Origin of the sequence: Erysipelatoclostridium sp. An15, from assembly GCF_002160675.1 — a bacterium.
In the GTDB taxonomy this organism is placed as follows: Bacteria; Bacillota_I; Bacilli_A; order Erysipelotrichales; family Coprobacillaceae; genus Thomasclavelia; species Thomasclavelia merdavium.
Genome location: NZ_NFLA01000018.1, coordinates 35,510 through 55,233, shown reverse-complemented (window position 1 = coordinate 55,233; position 19,724 = coordinate 35,510). Strand labels below are relative to the sequence as shown.

At 29.6% G+C, this 19,724-nt stretch carries 22 protein-coding genes; 18 read left to right on the top strand and 4 right to left on the bottom strand.

Annotated elements, in window-relative coordinates:
* From B5E92_RS15650 to B5E92_RS07555, 3 genes are all read left to right on the top strand, one after another.
* Window positions 1–245: hypothetical protein (locus B5E92_RS15650; RefSeq protein WP_087300780.1), on the top strand; the 245-nt coding region annotated here is incomplete at its 5' end.
* A 12-nt stretch (window positions 246–257) separates the two neighbouring features.
* Window positions 258–1,418, top strand: a complete 1,161-nt coding sequence (locus B5E92_RS07560; RefSeq protein WP_087300778.1) for a GGDEF domain-containing protein — start codon at window positions 258–260, stop codon at window positions 1,416–1,418.
* A gap of 157 nt (window positions 1,419–1,575) precedes the next feature.
* A complete protein-coding gene (locus tag B5E92_RS07555) occupies window positions 1,576–2,250 on the top strand; it encodes a hemolysin III family protein (RefSeq protein WP_087300776.1) in 675 nt (224 codons plus the stop codon).
* Window positions 2,251–2,279: 29 nt separating this feature from the next.
* Here the strand turns inward: B5E92_RS07555 and B5E92_RS07550 are convergent, their stop codons facing one another.
* Window positions 2,280–2,546: a DUF3781 domain-containing protein gene (locus tag B5E92_RS07550; protein ID WP_087300774.1), complete on the bottom strand. Its 267-nt coding sequence runs from the start codon at window positions 2,544–2,546 to the stop codon at window positions 2,280–2,282.
* A 134-nt stretch (window positions 2,547–2,680) separates the two neighbouring features.
* Between B5E92_RS07550 and B5E92_RS07545 the strand changes: the two genes are divergently transcribed.
* A complete protein-coding gene (locus tag B5E92_RS07545; protein ID WP_087300772.1) occupies window positions 2,681–3,517 on the top strand; it encodes a DMT family transporter in 837 nt (278 codons plus the stop codon).
* 64 nt (window positions 3,518–3,581) lie between these two features.
* Entirely contained in the window at window positions 3,582–4,166 is a 585-nt protein-coding gene (locus tag B5E92_RS07540) for a DUF308 domain-containing protein (RefSeq protein ID WP_087300770.1), read from the top strand.
* Window positions 4,167–4,245: 79 nt separating this feature from the next.
* Here the strand turns inward: B5E92_RS07540 and pckA are convergent, their stop codons facing one another.
* Window positions 4,246–5,829 (bottom strand): phosphoenolpyruvate carboxykinase (ATP), encoded by a 1,584-nt coding sequence (gene pckA / locus B5E92_RS07535; RefSeq protein ID WP_087300768.1) that lies wholly within the window; start codon window positions 5,827–5,829, stop codon window positions 4,246–4,248.
* A 328-nt stretch (window positions 5,830–6,157) separates the two neighbouring features.
* On the opposite strand from pckA, the gene B5E92_RS07530 reads away from it, so the two are divergent.
* Both B5E92_RS07530 and B5E92_RS07525 read left to right on the top strand, forming a co-directional pair.
* Window positions 6,158–6,727 (top strand): histidine phosphatase family protein, encoded by a 570-nt coding sequence (locus tag B5E92_RS07530; RefSeq protein WP_087300767.1) that lies wholly within the window; start codon window positions 6,158–6,160, stop codon window positions 6,725–6,727.
* A 70-nt stretch (window positions 6,728–6,797) separates the two neighbouring features.
* Window positions 6,798–7,808, top strand: coding sequence for an aldo/keto reductase (locus B5E92_RS07525; RefSeq protein ID WP_087300765.1), 1,011 nt, complete (start codon window positions 6,798–6,800; stop codon window positions 7,806–7,808).
* 10 nt (window positions 7,809–7,818) lie between these two features.
* On the opposite strand, the gene B5E92_RS07520 is transcribed toward B5E92_RS07525, so the two are convergent.
* On the bottom strand, window positions 7,819–8,169 hold the full coding sequence (locus B5E92_RS07520; RefSeq protein WP_087300763.1) for a hypothetical protein: 351 nt from the start codon (window positions 8,167–8,169) through the stop codon (window positions 7,819–7,821).
* A 228-nt stretch (window positions 8,170–8,397) separates the two neighbouring features.
* Here B5E92_RS07520 and B5E92_RS07515 point away from each other — a divergent pair, with 228 nt between their 5' ends.
* Window positions 8,398–9,285 (top strand): MurR/RpiR family transcriptional regulator, encoded by an 888-nt coding sequence (locus B5E92_RS07515; RefSeq protein ID WP_087300761.1) that lies wholly within the window; start codon window positions 8,398–8,400, stop codon window positions 9,283–9,285.
* A 232-nt stretch (window positions 9,286–9,517) separates the two neighbouring features.
* On the opposite strand, the gene B5E92_RS07510 is transcribed toward B5E92_RS07515, so the two are convergent.
* Entirely contained in the window at window positions 9,518–10,783 is a 1,266-nt protein-coding gene (locus B5E92_RS07510; RefSeq protein ID WP_087300759.1) for an IS110 family transposase, read from the bottom strand.
* Window positions 10,784–11,087: 304 nt separating this feature from the next.
* Here B5E92_RS07510 and B5E92_RS07505 point away from each other — a divergent pair, with 304 nt between their 5' ends.
* The 10 genes from B5E92_RS07505 to tig all read left to right on the top strand — a co-directional run bounded on the left by B5E92_RS07505 (window position 11,088) and on the right by tig (window position 19,703).
* The gene (locus tag B5E92_RS07505; protein ID WP_087300757.1) at window positions 11,088–12,113 is read left to right on the top strand and encodes an aldo/keto reductase; all 1,026 of its coding nucleotides are present in this window, start codon (window positions 11,088–11,090) and stop codon (window positions 12,111–12,113) included.
* A gap of 25 nt (window positions 12,114–12,138) precedes the next feature.
* Window positions 12,139–13,602, top strand: a complete 1,464-nt coding sequence (locus B5E92_RS07500; RefSeq protein WP_087300755.1) for a glycoside hydrolase family 1 protein — start codon at window positions 12,139–12,141, stop codon at window positions 13,600–13,602.
* 2 nt (window positions 13,603–13,604) lie between these two features.
* A complete protein-coding gene (locus B5E92_RS07495) occupies window positions 13,605–14,177 on the top strand; it encodes a histidine phosphatase family protein (RefSeq protein ID WP_087300753.1) in 573 nt (190 codons plus the stop codon).
* 1 nt (window position 14,178) lies between these two features.
* Complete coding sequence (locus B5E92_RS07490) at window positions 14,179–14,760, top strand: hypothetical protein (RefSeq protein WP_087300751.1); 582 nt, start codon at window positions 14,179–14,181, stop codon at window positions 14,758–14,760.
* Between the two features lie 216 nt (window positions 14,761–14,976).
* A complete protein-coding gene (locus B5E92_RS07485; RefSeq protein WP_087300749.1) occupies window positions 14,977–15,810 on the top strand; it encodes a PD-(D/E)XK nuclease family transposase in 834 nt (277 codons plus the stop codon).
* A gap of 212 nt (window positions 15,811–16,022) precedes the next feature.
* Window positions 16,023–16,574, top strand: coding sequence for a DNA-3-methyladenine glycosylase I (locus tag B5E92_RS07480; RefSeq protein WP_087300747.1), 552 nt, complete (start codon window positions 16,023–16,025; stop codon window positions 16,572–16,574).
* A gap of 14 nt (window positions 16,575–16,588) precedes the next feature.
* The gene (locus B5E92_RS07475) at window positions 16,589–17,362 is read left to right on the top strand and encodes an arginase family protein (RefSeq protein WP_239406423.1); all 774 of its coding nucleotides are present in this window, start codon (window positions 16,589–16,591) and stop codon (window positions 17,360–17,362) included.
* Between the two features lie 34 nt (window positions 17,363–17,396).
* The gene (locus B5E92_RS07470) at window positions 17,397–17,927 is read left to right on the top strand and encodes an SOS response-associated peptidase (RefSeq protein WP_239404333.1); all 531 of its coding nucleotides are present in this window, start codon (window positions 17,397–17,399) and stop codon (window positions 17,925–17,927) included.
* A gap of 8 nt (window positions 17,928–17,935) precedes the next feature.
* Entirely contained in the window at window positions 17,936–18,577 is a 642-nt protein-coding gene (locus B5E92_RS07465) for an HAD family hydrolase (protein ID WP_087300743.1), read from the top strand.
* Between the two features lie 169 nt (window positions 18,578–18,746).
* Entirely contained in the window at window positions 18,747–19,703 is a 957-nt protein-coding gene (gene tig / locus B5E92_RS07460) for a trigger factor (RefSeq protein WP_087300741.1), read from the top strand.
* Window positions 19,704–19,724: the final 21 nt, after the last annotated feature.

The window sequence follows — 19,724 nt, the reverse complement described above, 5'->3', positions numbered from 1 at the left end:
CGGTACTTTCAATTCAGCAAAAGCAGAACTTGAAAGACTGGCTCTTGCTTCTTAAATCGGTGATTGTACTACTCATTTACTACTTTTGGTTGCATTTTCATGCTGGTAAATGCCAGCTTTTGCAATGTATCTTCCAAACGGAAAATGCCGATAAAGCCCTAAAATACAGGCTATACCGACATTTACCAGCTTATGAAAAGATAATCAGAAATTTAGTAAGTTTTTATCTGAAAAACAGTTATTGAAGGGAGATAATAATGAAACTTATACCATTATTTAAAAAGATAAAGTTAAATAAAGCTCAAGAAGATGAGTATAAGCTAACTATTGAAAATGAAATTAAGCAGAATTTATGGATTATAGTTGTTTTGATTTTACTTTTTCAAATATATAATATGTTTTATGTAGGCATTTATACTGATTTTACTTTTGCTTCAGTGGCTAGTAAAGTTTATATGACAATGTATGCTGTAATGATGGCTGTTTGTATTTTGACTTTACTTATCATAGCTTTTAAAAAAAGAAAAGGTGGCAAGGTAACTGGCATTCAATATTTCTTTGTATTATTTTTAATACTATGGTCATTGATAATTACTGTTTATGATAACCGGGTTTCTAACAATATTAATGTTTATATTATTAGTTTATTAGGAATTGCTATTTTAACATACATTCCACCTAAGTTTTTTGTACCGTTGTATGTAATTGCTAATATTGCTTTGATTTATTCGATTTCATATTTTTATCCTGGTGATTATACGATTCATTATAGTTTATATCTTAATAGTGTATCATTAACGCTTATGGCACTATTTATTAGTTATTATCGTTATCAATCAACACGCCAGGCATTTTTAAATAATTATATTATTAGAGCTAAAAATAAAACTATTGTTGAAAATAGTGCTCGGTTAGATTTTGTTGCCCATCATGATTCTCTTACAAAATTATTAAATCGTCGTTATCTAACTAAATATTTAGAAACTATTTATCAAAAAAATAGTAATCTACCTCAAAAAACGGGAGTTTTGATAATTGATATTGATGATTTTAAAAAATATAATGATTACTTTGGTCATGTAAAGGGAGATCGTTGTTTAGAAAGAGTAGCGAATGCCTTAACACTTTGTTTAAGCGAAGGGGTATTGATTAGATATGGCGGTGAAGAGTTTGTCTATATTAATGAAAATATTACGCTAGAAAGATTGCAAGTAATTGGTGATGAATTATGTCAAGCAATCGAACAGCTAGATTTAACCGTACCACCAAATGTAGCTAGAAAATGTGTGACAGTAAGTGTTGGGGGAACAACTGGTATTATTAAAGATGAAGAGTCATGGTTAGAAGTATTAAATACTGCTGATGAAGCTTTATATATGGCTAAGAAAAAAGGAAAAAGTAAATGTATTTGTAAGTAAGCAGCATGTAAAGACATGCTGTTTTCTAATGAGGTAATTAATCCTAATTTATTTAATAAGTTAATATAAAAGATATATTAATGTTTTAAGATGATTAAAAAACTGGAATTAAATATAGTATCGTATTATTTTTATAGTCAAAGAATGGAGGAATTTGATGAAAAGGACAAAATTAGATGATCGAATATTACCAGAATATACCCGCGGTGAAGAAATCTTTAATATGGTTACTCATATAGTCGGTGGTGCTTTTGGAATAGCGGTATTAGTTCTTTGTATCGTTTTTGCTGCTATTCATCATAATGGTTATGGAATTGCCTCAGGGATAATATATGGTGTTTCAATGATTTTATTATATACTATGAGCAGTATTTATCATGGCTTGCCAGCTAATCGAAAAAGTAAAAAAGTATTCCAGATTATGGATCACTGTACTATTTTTGTTTTGATTGCTGGAACATATACACCAGTATTACTATGTTCAATCAGACCAATCGATCCTTTTTGGGCTTGGGTCATTTTAGCAATAGAATGGGGCTGTACAATTATAGGTATTATTTTAAATGCGATAGATATAAAAAAATATTCAACTTTATCGATGGTTTTATATTTAGCGATGGGCTGGGGAATAGTTTTTAGATTTAATCTATTACCAGAAGCAGTTGGGATGAGTGGTATTTATTTATTAGTAGCCGGTGGTTTAGCGTATACAATTGGAACGATATTCTATGGTTTACAAAATAAACATCGTTATATGCATAGTATCTGGCATTTATGGATACTGCTTGGAAGTGCTTTACATTTTTTATGTATAATTTTATATGTTATTTAATTGAATATAAATTGAAACCGTCATCTTATTTATAGAGACTGACGGTTTTTCTTTTCTTTATGAGCTGTAATAATTGTATAACTATTTGCATTTATCGTTATAATACAATTATCGATACTTACATACCAGTTTTTCCCTTTTTGGATAATGATTGCGTTTGGCAATTTAATTTTAGATTTACACCATTCAACAACATCATCGCTGTCTAAAGATAGATTTCTTTTTATTCTAATTACACCTAAATCAGTTGTGTGTAATTTAGCTAAATTTGTTAATAGTTCATTAGTTACATTCATTTTTATTTATCCTTTTATAAAAATATTATTTTTTAATGATTATACCATGTCAAATTAATATTATCATTTCTTTTTTGTTATTAGCCTTGTAAATATTAATCATTGTCGTTAAGATTATATTTAGTGAGGTAGTTATGAAACGGGAAATTATTTCTTTACATATTGCGGTAATGTTATTTGGGTTAGCGGGGGTCATTGGTAAGTTTGTTAGTGTACCAGCTATTTTAGTCACCTTTGGAAGAGTGTTTTTTTCATCAATATTTTTATTAATTATTATATTAATAAAAAAGGACAATTGGAAATTAAAGAAACGTGATTATAGTTATGTTATTGTAGCAGGGATAATACTTGCAATTCATTGGTTTACTTTTTTGCAGGCAATCCAAATAGCAACGGTTGCGATTGGAACCATTACATTTGCAACTTTTCCAATATTTGTAACATTTTTAGAACCATTAATATATCATGAAAAATTAGAAATAAAAAATGTGACAATGGCAATTATTATGTTTGCAGGAGTATTAATTACTGTTCCAGAATTTTCATTGGCTAATCAAATGACGCTTGGAATCGTTGTAGGGATGATCAGTGCCTTTAGTTATGCTATTTTATGTTTATTTAATCGCTATTTATCACTAAATTATTCAGGAACAATAATATGTCTTTATGAACAAGGTGTAGCAACAATTATTTTATTTCCGACAATATTTTTTGTTACAACGACAATTAATTCATTAGACTTAGGAGCAATAATATTTTTAGGAATTGTTTGTACAGCAATAGCCCATAGTATCTATGTAAATAGTTTGAAAAAGATAAAAGTCCAAACAGCTAGTATTATTTCTAGTATGGAAAGTGTATATAGTATTATATTTGCGTTTTTATTATTAAATGAAATGATGGCTTTTAAAGAATTATTAGGTGGTTTGATTATTATTGGTGTAGCTATTTACTTGTCTTTTAATAATTAATAGGATGATTTGTTCATAAATGTTTAAATTAACAGGACTATAATATAAATGAGAAGGTGATATTATGTTTAGATTTAATTATGAATTTGAAAATCAGATTATTGATAAATGGAATAAAAAAGTACGTTTATTAAGGATCGTTGGTGGAATTATTGGTGTTTTGATGATTATTCTTGCTATCTTAGCAATTATTTTTCCGATTGAATCATTAAGTTTAGTAGGCAAGTTTATCGGGTTAGTTTTTTTAATACTAGCTATATATCGTTTTATAGATTATTTAGCAACACCATCTTTTGTAAGATATACCGGTAATTTAGTTATAGTTGTTTGTAATCTATTAATTGGATTATTGTTTTTAAGTTCACCGTTAGAACTGACAGTTAGTACTATTACATGTGTTTTAGCAATTGTGTTACTTATCTATGGTATTAATAAGTTAACTTTTTCGTATCGTTTAAGTTTATTTGGAATTGTTGATGTTAGCTGGGTAAGGGCTATTGGTATTATTAGTATTATTATGGCAGTAATTTTATTAATAGCGCCAATGGTTATGACGGTTATCATAAATTATATTCTTGCAGGTTTTTTATTAGCTGGTGGAGTTGGATTATTGATAGAAGTATTAGAAATGAATGATTTAAGATTATAGTAATATGATTTGTATAGAGATGAAAAGGGGTTCTTGTTTAAAGTAAGAACCCCAAGTTTTTATAAATACTATTTTGAAATTACTGGCTGTAAGTTCCGCCAGGTCCAGCGTTGATAACTGCTTCTGGGAAATTAGAATATTGCTTAAAGTTGTTTTGGAACATTTTTACTAATTTTTGAGCAGTCTGGTCATAAGCATCTTTATCGATCCAAGTAGATTTTGGATTCAATAATTCCTGAGGAACACCAGGACAGAATTTAGGAATATTTAAATTGAAGTAAGGATCTCTTTCATAGCTGACAAAATCTAGTTCGCCATCAATTGCGGCATTGATCATAGCACGAGTAAATTTAATCGGGATACGTTTACCGGTTCCATAAGATCCGCCAACCCATCCAGTATTAATCAAAAAGACATTGGCACCAGCTTTTTTAACTCGACGCTGGAATTGTTGTGCATAAAGCAAAGGGTCTAATGGTAAAAATGGTTCTCCAAAACAGGTAGAAAAAGTTGCTTCGGGTTCGGTAACCCCATCTTCAGTACCAGCTAGTTTGCTTGTATAGCCAGATACGAAATGATATGCTGCTGAGTTTTTATCTAATTTAGAAATCGGTGGTAAAACCCCGAAAGCATCAGCGGCCAAAAAGAAAATTGTTTTTGGAATTGGAGCTACCCCTTCAGGTGCAATATTAGCGATAAAATTTAGCGGATAACCAACACGGGTATTTTCAGTAATTGAATTATCATTAAAATCAATTATTCTAGTATCTTCAAATAAGCAGACATTTTCAGCAACAGCACCAAATCTTACCGCATCCCAGATTTCAGGTTCATTTTCTTTAGATAAATTAATACATTTTGCATAGCAGCCGCCCTCAAAATTAAATACTGAAGTATGTGACCAGCCATGTTCATCATCACCAATTAATTTACGTTTAGGATCAGCGGATAAAGTTGTCTTTCCAGTTCCTGAAAGTCCGAAGAATAACGCAGTATCGCCTTCATCACCAATATTTGCAGAACAGTGCATAGTAAAGACATTTCGTTGCGGTAAAACATAATTCATGACACAAAAAATACTTTTTTTGATTTCACCGGAATAACCAGTTCCAGCGATTAAAACTATTTGTCTAGCGTAGTCAATCATTACAGCAACATCGCTATTTAAACCAACGCTTTTATCAATTTTGCAATCAGGTGCTGCTAAAATTAAATAATCTTCTTGAAAATGCTGTAATTCACGAGGAGTAGGTTTAATTAAAAGATTAGAAATAAAAAGATTTTGACTGGCTTTTTCATTAATGATTCTAAAAGCATATGAATATTTTGGGTTAGCACCAGCGTAACCATCAAAAATGTATAAGTCTTTATCTGATAAGTGATCGATAATTTGTTTATAAACTAAATCAAATTTTTCTGGTGAAACCGGACGGTTAACTTTACCCCAAGCAATTTTATCATGGATTGAAGGGTGGTCGACAATATATTTATCGTTTGGTGAACGACCCGTTCTTTCACCAGTTTCAATACATAAACAGCCAGCTCTACTAAGGCGTCCTTCTTTTTTTAATAGGGCTTTTTCGACTAAAGATCCAGCGGGAATGTTTCGATAAATTGTTCCAGTAGTTGAAAGCCCATATTTTTCAATTCCATATGTTTCCATAAATTTTTTTATGAAGTGACTTTTATTAAATTGTTTGTTACCTAATTTTTATATTTAAAAGTCCTTCACATCTCCTTTCTTAATATTTTTTATATGTTAGTGTATGATTTTCATACAAAACAAACGAAATTATTATTAGTAAATGAATAAATTATGATATATAGCTCTTTTTTTATTCTACCTTATTTTAAGTTGTAAATACAGAAGATAATGTTTTTTCTAGGGGGTTAATAGTTAAAAATAATAAATATGGTGCGCATTTTTTTAAATTGTGTTATAGTATGCTTGATTTTGAGGCTGGTTTGTATTTTATGGAGGTTGATTGGAAATGAAAAAGACATTATATTTAATGCGTCATGGAGAAACATTATTTAATGTTCGAAAGAAAATTCAAGGCTGGTGTGATGCGCCTTTAACAGAATTAGGAATTAAACAAGCTAAAGTTGCGGGAAAATATTTTAAAGATCATAATATTACATTTGATCATGCTTATTCTTCAACTTCAGAGCGTGCTTGCGATACTTTAGAATTAGTGACAGATATGCCATATACACGTCTTAAGGGTTTAAAAGAGTGGAATTTTGGTGTTTTTGAAGGAGAAAGTGAAGATTTAAATCCACCTCTTCCATATGGAGATTTCTTTGTAACTTATGGTGGCGAAGGTGAATTAGAAATGCGTCAGCGAATGGCAGATACTTTATTAGAAGTTATGAAAAAAGAAGATCATCAGACAGTTCTAGCTGTTAGTCATGGGGCTTCATGTCGTGGGTTCATGCGTTACTGGTCAAAAAATAGTCAAGTTGATCAAACAACTAGAATTCGTAATTGTTGTATTTTGAAATTTGAATTTGAAAATGATGAGTTTTCTTTAGTTGAAATAATTAATCATGATTTTTAAGTAAACGAGATTAAATTCTCGTTTTTTTAATGTTATAATAGTTAATGTCAATCGATGTAGGAGGGGTATTATGGAAAAAGTAAGATTAGGAAGAACTAATATTGTTGTTAATCGTAATGGCTTTGGAGCTTTACCGGTACAAAGAGTAAATAAAGAAGAAGCCAAAGTGATTTTAAAAAAGGCCTATGCAAATGGAATTAATTTCTTTGATTCAGCTCGGGCTTATAGTGATAGTGAAGAAAAAATAGGATTATCTTTAAGTGATGTACGTAAAGATATTTATATTGCCACAAAAACAATGGCTACAACAGTAGAAGATTTTTGGCGCGATTTAAATACAAGTTTGGAATTATTGAAAACTGATTATATTGATATTTACCAATTTCATAATCCATCATTTTGTCCTAAACCAAATGATGGAACAGGATTGTATGAAGCAATGTTGGAAGCTAAAGAACAAGGAAAAATAAAACATATTGGAATAACTAATCATCGTCTACATGTTGCAAAAGAAGCCGTAGAATCTGGTTTGTATGATACGTTACAATTCCCATTTAGTTATTTAGCATCTGATAAAGAAGAAGAACTAGTAAGATTATGTAAGGAAAAAGATGTCGGTTTTATTTGCATGAAAGCTTTATCAGGTGGTTTAATTACTCGTTCTGATGTAGCTTATGCTTATCTAGCTCAATTTGATAATACTTTACCAATTTGGGGAATTCAAAAAGAAAAAGAACTAGATGAGTTTATTAGTTACAATGATAATCCACCAGTTTTAAATGATGAAATTAAAGCAATAATAGAACATGATCGTCAAGAATTAGCTGGTGAATTCTGTCGTGGCTGTGGTTATTGTATGCCTTGTCCAATGGGAATTGAAATAAATCAATGTGCTAGAATGTCTTTAATGCTTAGAAGATCTCCAAGTGCTAATTGGCTTTCACCGCATTGGCAAGAGGAAATGAAAAAAATTGAGACATGTATAAATTGTGGTAAATGTAAAGCACATTGTCCATATGATTTAAACACACCTGAATTATTAAAGAAAAACTATGAGGATTATAAGACTTTCTTAAAATAATCCTCTTTTTTTATACTATAATTGCATGAATAATATGTAAAATTACTAATCCTGCAAAAATAATAGATAATGCCATATGGATTTTTTTCCATTTAGGCTTGTTTTGTTTAATTATATATGCAAATAAAATAATTAATAATAAAATCATCCAGGCAATTTTACCACTAAACATCGCTGGATTATTACCGGCTAATATCCCATGGATTAAAGCTAAAACAAGTAATAAAAAAGCATAAATCTGGTGGAATGAAGTGATTTTTAAAAGAACTTTATTACCCGCAAACTTATTTTTCCATAATGGTAAAATACATAGAATTAATAGAATACAACAAATTAAAGCAATAATTTTATTTAACAACATAATACCTACAAAGTTAGAACAAACTAACAATTCGTATTATACTGAAGTTAGAAAAATAGTCAACAAATATTATATTTTTAGAATATTTATGATAATAGTTATTAACTACAATTTTATAGAATATTAATTTAGGATCAAAAGAGTTACTAAAAAGTTTTATAAATTTACTTAGATATGGTTATATAATATTAAAATATTATATACTTAATTTTAGGGTGGTGAATAGAGATGTTATTAATTGACAAAATAGCTAATGAGAAATTAACCAAAGTAGAACGAGATATTGCGAATTATTTATTGGAACACCGAGTTTCTTTAAGTAATTTGTCAACTCGAGATATTGCAAAAGAAGTATATTGTTCATCTTCAGCTGTAATTAGATTAGCTCATAAATTAGGATATCAAGGTTATAATCAGTTAAAAGAACAATTAATTAAGGAACAAAAATATTTGGATTCACATTTCGATAATATTGATGCTAATTTGCCTTTTAGTAAAGATGATAATATGATGAGTGTTGTTGGCAGTATTAAAGAAGTTATTAACGAAGCTACAAAAGATACAGTATCGTTAATTCATCATGATTCATTGCAACGTGCAATTAGGATAATTGATAAGGCCCAGCATATTTATGTTTTTGGCTTTGGGGCTTATGTACCACTAGCTACAGTTTTTCAACAAAAAATGTCGAGGATAAAAAAGCATGTTATTGTTCAAAATCATATTGGTGAAGAAAAATATCAGGCGGATATGTTAGATGTTAATGATTGTGCTATTATTGTATCTTATTCAGGAGAAAATCATAGTTTAATTAGGGTGGCTTCGTTATTAAAAGAGAAAAATATTCCGATTATCATTATGACGAGTTTTGGAGAAAATACATTAAGTTGTTTTAGTGAATGTATTTTATATATTGCTACTAGAGAAAAGTTATTTTCTAAGATTGCTAATTTTACTTCTGAACATTCAGTATCTTTATTGTTTAATATTTTATATTCATGCTATTTTCGACTCAATTATGAAAATAATTTAGATTACAAAATAAAGCATTCAAAAAAAGTTGAAGTAGAACATTTTTCATCTAACCAAATTATAATGGAAGAAGATAAAAATTAGTATTTTATCTAAAAAATAGAGCACTGTTCTATTTTTTAGATAATTATTAAAATAAATTTTAGAGCGATGTTTTTAAAAGAACAGGTGCTCTATTTTTTTGTTTTAAAGCATGTTAAAACATAGATACAAGAGGAGGAAAAGTGTGAAAAATAATTTGACCCAATCGTGAGTAAAAACACAAAAAAAGACGAACTTAAAAACAAGTTCGGTTTCATTTAGAAAAAACAGAATATTATTTAGGAATTTCTTGAATAGATGATACATCAAATCCCTGTGATTTTAGAAAGGCCAGTGCTGTCTCAACTGTATAATTGTTCTTTTCTCTTTGTGGCTTTGGATCCTTAAATGATTCGTAGTCTGAAGGATTGAACTTTTCTCCAGTAAGAATCATGTGATAAATACTGACAAGCATCATTCTTGCGATAGCTATGATTGCTTTCTTGTGTCCTCTTCTTTTCTTGATCCTTGTATACTTTTGACCAAAATAACTGTTTTTCTTTCTGATGGCTGCCAATGCACATTGTACTAATACCGGTTTAAGATACTGCCCGGCTTTGCTGATACGAACTGATCTTTTCTTTCCTGCACTTTCATTATTGGCAGGAGAGACTCCAGCCCAGCAGCATAGCTGTTTATCTGTTTCAAATTGTGTCATATCAACACCGATTTCAGAAATGATAAGAATAGCAGACATAAGCTGTATTCCATCAATTTCCGTAATATGGATGAAATCATCAAAGTATCTGGAAGCACGTTTGATGATTTCTATTTCAACAGCTTCAATATGTTTATCAAGTTCATTCATATGTGATTGAATTTCTGTCATCTTAAATCTTTGATCGGGCTCAATCTTGGAATTTTTAAGAGATTCAATTATTTTGTCTTTGTTTCTGCAGCTGCCATGTATAAGTTTTGTGATTTTAGCTTCATCAATAGCTTCAGTAGATAGAACTTCATTCATTATGGCTTTAGCTGTTTTTCCAAAAGGATCAGAAACAACAGAAGCAAGAGCGATATTTGAAACGGTCATAGAATTCTGATAACGATTCCGTTCAGAAGTACGCATACAGATGAGCTTGAAGCGGTAACGAGAGAGACCTCTTAATTCACGAATATCCTTAGATGGGATAAAAGATGATTTGAGAAGATCATGTTTGAAAAGATCACAAATCCATTTGGAATCTTTCTTGTCTGTTTTTTTGCCTTTGATAGCTTTGACATATTTAGGATGAACAAGGACAATATTCATTTTGGCTTCAGTCTCAAGGACGTTGAACACAGGAATCCAATATTTACCGGTAGATTCCATGCAGACATCAAAGCATTTGTGCTCAATAAGCCAGTTTTTAAGGTTATAGAGATCATAGTTAAGAGAAGAGAAATCTTTTTGAATATATTCAGTGACACGAGTTTTCTTGTCAGTGATACCAATGGTGGCAACAATAAGGTTCTTGTGAACATCAAGACCAGCACAATTAAAACGGTGGATTTTAAGCATAAAAAAAACTCCTTTCAAAAAAGGAGAAGTGGCATTGACTGTCAGTCTGCGAAATATCACTATAGTTGATTAAAACAATCTTAAGTGTCCAGGCTCTAAGTCCTACTTGTTTGTGCTTGAAAGACTGACGGCGACTTATAAATATTCAGGATATTCTATATCGAGTAGAATTGCCTACTCTCCTCCACGTGCTCTGTAGTATACCACCTCTCTTATAGGATACTACAAAAACGATTGGAGAGAAATTATTTTTAATAAAATGTTTGTGTCCGACCGACGAAGACGGACGGAAATGGAGGAAAATATGAAAAAAAGAATGTTAGGTAATATTGAAGTAGGTTGTATTGGTATGGGATGTATGGGATTTTCACATGCTCATGGTGACCCTGCCCCTAGAGAAGAATGTATTAAGATGATTCGCAAAGCTCATGAATTGGGGGTTACTTTATTTGATACGGCAGATGTTTATGCTAATGGTCATAATGAAATATTAGTAGGAGAAGCACTAAAACCCATTAGAGATGAAGTTGTTATTTTAACAAAATTTAACCCTGAAAAAGATCCTGTAAATGATTTGTCAAAAGGAACTGTAGAAGAGCAAATTGAAGCTAGACTAGATGCATCATTAAAAAGATTAGATACTGATTATATTGATATTTATATGATGCATCGTGTTCCTGATGATTTACCAATCGAAGTATATGCAACAGCAATGAAAAATTTGATTGAAAAAGGAAAAATTCGTTCTTGGGCAATGAGTAGAGCTACAGCGAGTCAAATCAAAAAAGCACATGCTATTGCACCGCTAGCAGTTGTTCAAAATGAATTTTCAATGTTAGTAAGAACACCTCTTCATGATGGAGTTTTAGATACTTGTAAAGAATTAGGAATTGGTTTTACACCATATATGCCATTGGCTTCAGGTTTTTTAAGCGGTGCTTATAAACCAGGTATGAAATATAGTAATGATGATATTCATCGTGTATTTTCATGGTTCACTGATGAAAACTTAGAGAAAAATCAGCCAATTTTAGATATGCTAGAAAAATATGCAACTAAGAAAAATGCAACTTATGCTCAAATTGCTTTAGCTTGGCTAATGCATAAATATGATCGTTTAGTACCTATTCCAGGAATGTATCAAGAAAAGTTTATTTATGAAAATCTAAAAACTGCTGATATTGAACTGATGGATAAAGAGGTTAATGAAATAGACAATACATTAGATAGTTTAACTGTTTATGGAGATGGACAAGAATGGCGTGTTGAACAATTAAGAGATATGTTAAAAGAAGAGGGTTATGAAGTTGAAAAATCCTGGAAAAAATAATTAATTTTAAGTAAGGAGAGTCAAGATGAAATTTCCAAAAAATTTTCTATGGGGTGGTGCGTTGGCCGCTAATCAATGTGAAGGTGCATATTTAGAAGATGGTAAAGGGTTAAGTGTACCAGATATGATTTTAGGTGGTGATATTAATACCCCAAGAACAATTTGTAAATATATTCAGAAAAATAAATTTTATCCTAGTCATGAAGCCGTTGATTTTTATCATCGGTATAAGGAGGATATTGGCTTATTTGCACAAATGGGTTTTAAAGTTTTGAGAATATCAATTAATTGGGCTCGTATTTATCCAACTGGTGAAGAAGCAGTTGCTAATGAAGCAGGCTTAAAATTTTATGATAAAATTTTTAATGAATGTCATAAATATGGAATAGAACCAATGGTCACATTATCTCATTATGAAATGCCTTGGCATTTAGTAGAAAAATATCAAGGATTTTACTCAAGAATAGTGATTGATTATTATCTCAAATATGCAAAAACTTGTTTTAAAAGATATCGAAATAAAGTTAAATACTGGCTTACTTTTAATGAAATTAATGCTGGGACGATGGCTGATCCTTTGGCTAGTATTATGGGACTTGGCTATATGACAAGAAAAGATTTACAAAGAAATGAGCCATGTACTTTTGATGAATTAAGTGATAATCCTCAAGAACGATATACGGCATTACATCATGAATTAGTTGCTAGTGCTTTGGCGGTAATCGAAGGTCATAAAATCAATCCAGAATTTATGATTGGCAATATGATTAGTCATATTACCTGGTATCCACGCACTTGTAATCCTAAAGATATTTTAGCATGGCAACAAAAAGATGCAATTTTTAATGATTTTTGTGCAGATGTTCAAATTAGGGGTGAATATCCAGAATATATGTTAGCTTATTTGAAAAATCATCAAATTGATACTTCTTATATATTAGTAAATGATAAAAAAATCTTAAAAGAGGGAGTTATTGATTTTTATACAATGTCATACTATATTTCCAATTGTGTTAGTACTGATCCTAATGTTGAAAAAATTGGTGGTAATTTAGTTGGCGGGGCTAAAAATCCCTATTTACAAGCAAGTAAATGGGGTTGGCAAATTGATCCGGATGGATTGAAATATACATTAAAAGCCATTTCAAGTCGTTATCCTAAAATACCTATTATGATAGTTGAAAATGGTTTTGGTGCAGTTGATAAAGTTGAAAAAGATGGAAGTATTCATGATGATTATCGAATTGATTATTTAAGAAAACATTTAATAGCAATGAAGGAGGCTATTAATGAAGGGGTTAACTTAATAGGTTATACATCGTGGGGACCAATAGATATTGTTTCTGCTGGAACAGGCCAATTTTATAAACGATATGGCTTTATTTATGTAGATAAACATGATGATGGTACAGGTGATTTTTCGAGAATAAAAAAAGATTCATTTTATTGGTATCAAAAAGTTATTAAGTCCAATGGGGAGGATTTGTAGAAATGAAAGATTTATATTTGATGCGTCATGGAGAGACTTTGTTTAATCAAAGAAGAAAAATTCAGGGCTGGTGTGATTCACCTTTAACTGAAGCTGGTATCAATCAGGCCAAACAAGCTAAAAACATATTATCTAAGATTAAATTTGACCACTTCTATAGTTCGACAGCAGAACGATGTGTTGATACTTTAGAGTTAATTACTTACCAACCCTATCAAAGATTAAAAGGACTAAAGGAAAGGTATTTTGGCAGCTTTGAAGGTGAGAGTGAGGATCTAAATCCACCAGTAGCTAAATATGATGAATTTTTTTCTCTTTACGGTGGCGAAACCCGAAAAGAAGTTATGGATAGAATGGTGACAACACTTACTAATATAATGGAACAACCTGATTGTCAAAAGGTTTTAGCTGTTTCTCATGCTGGTGCATGCCGTTGTTTTTTGTCTCATTTAGGTAATCCAGAACAATTATTAAACGGGAAAAGATTGACTAACTGCTGTATATTGCATTTTAAGTATGATAATGGACGTTTTATTTTTAATGAACTTTTAAATAGTAGTAAAGAGGGAAACTAAGATGGCAAAAGTATTTTTTCCAAGTTGTAAAGCGGTTGCTAGTTATCCTGAGGCTAGTAAAAAATTAGCTGCATATCTTAAAGATAAATATCAAATTGATCCAATAGGATGTTGTAAAGTAAAAGGGAAAATGCTAAATGATGATGACCAAGCAATTTTAGTTTGCCTCAATTGCTCACGAGTACTAGAAGGTAATCAACAAGAATTTATTTGGAACATCATTGATCAAGATGATAATTTTATTTTCCATGATTATCATGGCATTCAAATGACATTGCAAGATTGTCATTTGGCTAATAACAAACAAGAAGTAAAAAAAGCGATAAGATCATTAATGAAAAAAATGAATATTGATATTGTTGAAAATGAGGCTTTAAATGATCATTGTCCTTCGTATGAAATTGCTGGATATCATTTAAAACAAAAGCTAACTGAAGAAGAAAAAAAAGCATATTTTACTAATAAATATAATAAAGCTACTACTGATGTTATCGTATCTTATTGTAAATATTGTAATGATGGAGTGCTATTTTCTAATAAACAGGGTAAACATATTTTAGAATTACTTTTCCCGATTAAATAAATTGTTAAAAGAGGTTTATTAAATAGGGTTCTTTCTTGCTTTAGGGTAATATACGTAAATGGAAGAATAAAATAAGTTGATTGATCAATAAATTTTATTACTTCCTAATTTTTATCTACCCATTATCGAGTAAGAACCTTAAATAGGTAGATCTCTTTTATTATTTTAAATCATAAATTATAGTAATCATATTTTATGATTTAAAACATTTTGATTATGAATAATAATTTGTTAAAGTTGTTTATTGAAGGTATTTTAAATATTCAATGTCAGGATATCAAAGTTTTGAATCCGGATTTAAGTCGTGACCATGTTGAAGATAAAGATATGATCTTAGATATTAGAGTAACTGTTGCATCAGGCAAGCAGATTGATATTGAGATGCAAAATTCTTCTTTTTCTGTTAGTCAACGTCATCGTTTTCAACTATACGGAGCTAAAATGCCTACATATCAGGAAAAAAAGGTAAAGAAATATAGATATATAAATCCAGTCTATCAAATTATTTTTATCAATGATATAGATAGTGATAATCTACAGCTTTATGATACTTATCAAAGTAGAAATAAAGAAGGTAAATTAGAAAAGAATAATCTGATGAATCAAGTATATGTTCAAGTGCCTTATATCAATGTCATAAAGCAGTATAAAAAACTAGATGAATTCAGCGAATTAGAACTGGCAATCTATATATTTGCAAACGGGATAACAGATGATATAATGAAACTGAAAGAATCAAAGGTGATTGAGATAATGAAAGACAAGATGGAAAGATTTAATCAGGATGATGAACTAAGATTAGCAGCATATAATCGGGAGCTAAATATTTATGCTCATGAAATGGAACTCGAAGAGAGTTATCAAAATGGAAAAGAAGAAGGAATTTTGCTTGAAAAAAAGAATCTAACACTTCAGCTATTCAAATCAAAATATCCAGATGAAGATGATAATTTTTTGAGTAATTTAGAAGCTAAAGAGTATGATAAGATTTTTAAAATGCTATTAGAAAATCAATCACTAGAAACAATCAAGAAAGTAATTAAAAAATAATAGACTATAGCTGCTGGAAAAGCAGCTTTTTAATATATGGGTAAATATTATCTATAAAAAATAATAGAGTATGACTATGTGTAAGTTTCATTAGAAGCGTAATGATGATCGAGGCTGTCTATTCTTGGTTAAAATATTTTGATTATGAATGATAATTTGTTAAAATAAAAGAGATTAATTATAAAATATGCTGATACAAAGATGGAGGTAAAATGGTTAAAAGATGTAAGTGGGTTGAAGACAAATCAAAATTATATCAAGATTATCATGATTATGAATGGGGAGTACCGGTTTATGATGATGAAAAATTATATGAAATGTTTTTATTAGAAACTTTTCAAGCGGGACTTTCCTGGATTACAATTTTGAAAAAAAGAGAAGCTTTTAAAGAAGCGTTTGATAATTTTGATGTGAATAAAATAGCTGCTTATAATGAAGATAAAGTAACTGAATTATTAAATAATGAAAAAATTATTCGAAGTAAACGAAAAATTAATGCTGCAATAAAGAATGCTCAAATATTTATAGATATTCAAAAAGAATTCGGTAGTTTCTCAAAATATCTTTGGGGTTATACCGATTATCAGATAATTAAAAATGAGGATGATAAAATTAAAACTACTTCTAGTTTATCTGATTGTATTTCAGCCGATTTAAAAAAACGCGGAATGAGTTTTGTGGGGTCAATTACTATCTATTCGTATTTACAAGCAGTAGGTGTTGTTAATGATCATGAAACTGATTGTTTTTGTTATCAAAGATAAATGGAGATGATTTAATGGTATTGAAGATTAAAGATGACAAAAAACTTACAGTAATGGATTTTACAGGGATATATCGGATGCAAAAGTTTTATCGACATGAAAATATAAACTGGATTGACTGTCGAGATATTGAAGGGACTCATGGCTATTGTAGTGATGAAGCTAAAGAGAAGATAAAAAAACGTATCTGTACTTGTCCAGTTAATGGGATTCATTTTATTGATTCAGGGAATTTTCATTATGTTAGTGAATTTTATCTAGAGAGATTAACTGAGGAGTTTGTTTTAGTTGTTTTTGATCATCATAGCGATATGTTAAAACCGCTTTTTGGCGATATTTTAAGTTGTGGTTCCTGGATTTTAAATGCTATGGAACATAATAAGTATTTAAAGAAAGTGATTTTAATTGGAATTGCCAAAGAACAAGTTGCTTTAATTGATGAAAAATATCAAAAAGATATTATATATTTTACTGATGAAGATTTAGGTGATTTAAATAAATGGGATAAAGCTGCAATGCTGCTAGAAAATTATCCATTATATATATCAATTGATAAAGATGTGTTAAGTCAAGATGTTGTTATAACTAATTGGCAACAAGGACAAATGTATTTATTAGAACTTAAACTGTTTTTAGCGGAAATGATTAAACAAGGACAAGTAATAGGAATTGATATTTGTGGTGAGTGTAGTAATGAGGTAGCTAAGCTTAGTGAAATAAAAAGCAATGATTTATTAAACTATAAAATATTAGAATTTTTAAAAAGAGAGTTAACGAATAATGTGTAGTCAGTATTTTTTAGAATTAAAGATGTTAATGGAAATGGAAGATAGGATAGATTATCTTTTTGAATTAGAATTACAAAAAAGAATAACTTATTATCCTAGTAATCAAATTCCAGTAATCAAAATGAATAATAATCAATTAACAGGTGATTTAGTTAAATGGGGTTATCGCTTATTTGACAATAAATTAGTAATAAACGCTAGAAGTGAAACACTAAATCAAAAAGCATTGTTTAAAAATGATTTAATTAATCATCGTTGTATTATTCCAGCTACGGGATTTTATGAATGGGATGAACATAAACAAAGATTTAGTTTCGAAAATCCACAACATAAATTATTATTTATGGCAGGAATTTATCGGGAATTTAATAATCAAAAAGAAGTAGCAATTATTACTACTAATGCTAATGAAAGTATGGAAAATATTCATTCACGGATGCCACTTATATTTAATTACTTACAAATGATCGAGTGGTTAGAAAATAAAAATGTTACGTCTTTATTAAAAATAAAACCAGAATCATTAATTATAACATCAGGTAATTTACAAACTAGTTTATTTTAGGAGGAAATATGAAACAGAAACATATTTTATTTGATTTAGATGGAACTTTGACAGATCCAATGATGGGAATAACTAAGTCAGTTCGTTATGCCTTGAATTATTATGGAATTGAAGTAAATGATTTAAATGACCTATTACCTTTTATTGGTCCACCATTAAGAGATTCTTTTAAAGAATATTATGGATTTGATGAAGCTAAAGCTAATGAAGCAGTTGAAAAATATCGAGAATATTATAAGACAGATGGTATTTTTGATAATAAGGTTTATCAAGGAATGGTAGAATGTTTACAAACATTAAAAGATAATGGTAAAAAATTATATGTAGCCACTTCTAAACCAGAGTTTTTCGCTAAACAGATTATTGAACATTTTTCGTTATCAAAATATTTTGAATATGTTGGTGGTAGTGAGTTTAATAGTCGTGAAAAGAAGGCCGAAGTAATTGAATATGTTTTAAAAACTAATCAAATCGATAATGATGATGTTATTATGGTTGGTGATCGTAAACATGATATTATTGGTGCTCATGAAAATAAGATTCCTTGTGTTGGTGTTTTATATGGTTATGGAACTGAGGATGAATTAAAACAGTATCAAGCGGATTATTTGGTTGCTAGTGTTGAAGAATTAACGGAATTATTGAAATAAAATACCGCTTATGGGTATTTTATTTTTTTATAGAAATATTTAACTAGATGACAAAAAGGATAATGAGATTATTTTAAAAAGAAAAATATTTGTTAAAAAAAGTAAATAATGGTTAAGTTATATTAGATTTTATGTTAGAATTTCTCTGTTATTATACAGGAGGACAAAAATGAGTAAAGTAATAAAATTAGGTGATTATAGAGGAATCGAAGTTAAAGTTCCTAAACAATTATCAGTAACAGAAGAAGAAATTAATCGTGAAATTCAAAATTTTCTAAGCCAAAACTCTCAATTAGTAGAAAAAGATGGTGAAGTTGCTAATGGAGATGTAACAACTATCGATTTCGAAGGGTTCAAAGATGGTGTTCCTTTTGAAGGTGGTAAAGCTAATGGACATCAATTAGAAATTGGTTCTGGTCAATTTATTCCTGGTTTTGAAGAACAAATGATTGGGATGACTAAAGGTGAAACTCGTGACTTAAACTTAACATTCCCTGAAAATTATGGAGTAGCAGATTTAGCTGGAGCAGATGTAGTATTTAAAGTTACTGTTAATAAAATTGCTACCAAAAAAGAAGCTGAATTAACTGATGAATTTATTGCTTCTTTAAATGCACCAAACTTTAAAACAGTAGAAGAATTAAAAAATTTAATTGAAACTTCTTTACAAATGCAATATAAACAACAATTTGAAGCTGCTAAAGAAAATGCAGTATTAGGTAAATTAATTGGAGAATGTGAAGTTGAAGTTAGTGATGAAGATGTTGAAAAAGCATTACAACAACATATCCAACATATTTCAATTGAATTGGCACAACAAGGGTTACAATTAGAACAATATTTACAAATGATGAATACAGATTTAGATAGTTTAAAACAACAAATATTACCAACAGCTAAACAACAAGCATCATTTGAAGCTATCATTGATGAAATTGTTAAAGTTGAAAGTTTAACTACATCTGATGAAGAAGCTAAAGATCAAGTTTCTAAAATTGCTGCTGCTAATCAAATGAGCGTTGATGAAGTTTTAGAAAAAATTCAATTAGATGATTTAAAACGTGATTTAGCTAGAATTCAAGCAAGTCATTTAATTATGGATTTAGCAAATATTATTGAAGAATAAGAAGAAAAGGTCCTTTTAGTC